Genomic DNA, 2,139 nt, shown 5'->3' with positions numbered 1-2,139 from the left:
GAAGCACTTTAGCCGGGTCGCGCTCGCGGCCAACTTCCTCGCTCGATCAAGGCGGCGACCGACCTGTGAGCCAAGTATAGACGCCAAGCAGCCATCCGGCGCTCCCAACGACACCTAAGCCGATCTTGAGAAGGTAACGCCCAGCGGTGCCGGCACCCTGTGCCTGCGTTCGCAGGTTAACCACGTCGTCGGTCACGGCCTGCATGCTTGTCTGGCTGTGCTTCACCGCGATCACGTCAGCCTCAACCCTTGTGAGCCGGTGGCCGAACTCGTCAAGCCGGCGATGAACACCCGCCCGGCTTTCGTCGGCACGGTCCATGCGATCAAGGATCGCCTCAAGCTGACCTTCCATTCGCCCCAACATCATGTCTATGCTGCGCTCRCTCACTTGCGGCTTTCCTTCCCGTGCCGAGCGCACTCGCTCTTGGTCCATACGCCGCCGGCGCAAAGACCCGCCGCCGTCTCGTYGATGCCCGCCTGGTCGGCAGGCGTCTTGCCCTGTGCGCCGATCAGCGAGGTGCCGACYACAGCCCGCAGCCCGTCAATGCTGGCAGGCGCCGGCTTCGAAGTCGAACAGCCCGCCAATGCCAGTGCAGCGGCGAAACTCAGCGCGCCATTTCTCAGCTGCGTTGCCCGCATCGTCATTCTCCTTGGTGATCTGTGCGGCAAAGCGCGCTTGTTCGATTGAGCGGCCATAGCGATAGGCTGCGCTATGGCTCCAGATGAGGCCACCCATGACGATGGCGGCGGCTGCGGCGATCAGAGCCGCCCTCATTCGCCGAACTCCGCCTTGAGCCCCTTCACCGCCTTGAACAGATCGTTCCGGCGCTTGATGCCGTAGATGGCGAAGGCGACGATGACGGCGACAATCGCGAGCTGGACGCGCCAGTCGAGATTGCCGAAAGCCGCCAGCGGCGCACCGATGGCAGTCAGCAGCCAGGTCCAGAAGGTCTTGCTCTTGGTGGTTGGTGTTTCGAGTTCGCCCGGGTCGGCCACGACGGGCTTCTCAACCACGATTGGCTTTTGAACGGCGACAGGCCCGGGATCTGGGACATGGTTGCCGGCGGCTTTCACCCGATCAAGCAGTGCCTCGACCGTTTCGGGCTTCGTGCCAACCTTGTTGAAGCCGTCGCCCAGATAGTAGCTATCGCCGCGCTTAATCTGGCGATGGGCGCCCTTGCAGGCTGCAAGAACGGGGAAGCTGGCCCATTCCTGCGCCAGCCGCTTGCCGAACTCGGTGCGATCGATCTTGCCGGCCATGAAGGCTTCGTAGCCACGGCGCTTCAGCAGGTGGAAGGCAAGCCGGTCCTGGAAGTCGGAATTGAAGACCTGGGCGCCGGACAGGTGCAATTCCTTCGACAAATCGATCAGCGTCGCTCGCATGAACTGCGGGGCACCAGCGGCCGACGACGCCTTGTCGGAGCCGAACTTCTTGGCCCACGCCTTCGTCGACCACGTTTTCTGCGCGTCGATCAGCTCGCCCAGCGTCATCTTGGTGATCGGCTTGGCAAGGCCTGTCTGGCGATTGCCGAAGATGGTCTCGTAGCACTCAGGCGGGGCCTTGCCGGCGTCTGTTCGATAAATGAAGTCGAGCAGAAGCGCCGCTCCGGTGGGAACGGTCTTGTCCATGGAACTAATCCTTTGATTTTGGGTTGTGTGCGCCAAAGGAGGCGCGGGCCATTGGCCTATGGAGAAAGCCACCCTACCCGCGGCAAGCCGATGACTATCGACGACACTGTTTTCGTCGTGGCGCTCGTCGCCGTGGCCAGTGCCATATTGTGGTTGGTTGGCCTGTAGCGAGGTATCAAATGAACTGGGCCGACTGGCTTTTTGTCGCCGTCAAATTTGCCACGGCGAGCGCCATTCTGTGGCAACTTGGGTTTTAGGAAGCGCGCCGGAGTGCTGATCGACTCAGGTATTGGCCGGCCAGTCTGTATTGATGTCGACCAGGTCGAGCGCAGCCTCGTCACCAGCCGCCGCAATCTCGGCCGCCAGCTCTTCTTCGCGTGAAAAGCATGCTTGGACGTGGAAGAACACCGCGTCACCTATTGCGATCATCGTCGCGGCATCGAGCGTCACCCACCCACCGAGGCCCTTGAATTTGATGATCGTAGTGGGGTGGCGGATGGCTCCGGCTCC

Annotated in this window: 4 protein-coding genes; all 4 read right to left on the bottom strand. The window is 62.1% G+C overall.

The features are described 5' to 3' along the window. Positions 1 to 46: 46 nt before the first annotated feature. Positions 47 to 388 carry a DUF1515 family protein gene (locus tag AC1DUU_RS30395; protein ID WP_476787031.1) on the bottom strand — a complete coding sequence of 114 codons (342 nt, stop codon included), beginning with the start codon at positions 386 to 388 and terminating at the stop codon, positions 47 to 49. A gap of 153 nt (positions 389 to 541) precedes the next feature. Next, positions 542 to 775: a hypothetical protein gene (locus AC1DUU_RS30390; protein WP_476787030.1), complete on the bottom strand. Its 234-nt coding sequence runs from the start codon at positions 773 to 775 to the stop codon at positions 542 to 544. Beyond that, positions 772 to 1,629, bottom strand: a complete 858-nt coding sequence (locus AC1DUU_RS30385; protein ID WP_476787029.1) for a lysozyme family protein — start codon at positions 1,627 to 1,629, stop codon at positions 772 to 774. Before AC1DUU_RS30385 ends, AC1DUU_RS30390 begins: the two co-directional genes overlap by 4 nt. 282 nt (positions 1,630 to 1,911) lie before the next feature. Beyond that, positions 1,912 to 2,139, bottom strand: a 228-nt coding sequence (locus AC1DUU_RS30380; RefSeq protein WP_476787028.1) for a DUF4376 domain-containing protein, incomplete at its 5' end; no start/stop codon positions are given.

This window comes from Aminobacter sp. P4_H6_2 (assembly GCF_056400805.1).
The sequence above is the reverse complement of the archived record's forward strand: the minus strand, read 5'-3'. Positions and strand labels throughout refer to the sequence as shown.

Bases quoted from the DNA above. Each gene is read 5' to 3' on its own strand.
- AC1DUU_RS30390 (WP_476787030.1), bottom strand. From the start codon at position 775: ATGAGGGCGGCTCTGATCGCCGCAGCCGCCGCCATCGTCATGGGTGGC.
- AC1DUU_RS30385 (WP_476787029.1), bottom strand. From the start codon at position 1,629: ATGGACAAGACCGTTCCCACCGGAGCGGCGCTTCTGCTCGACTTCATT.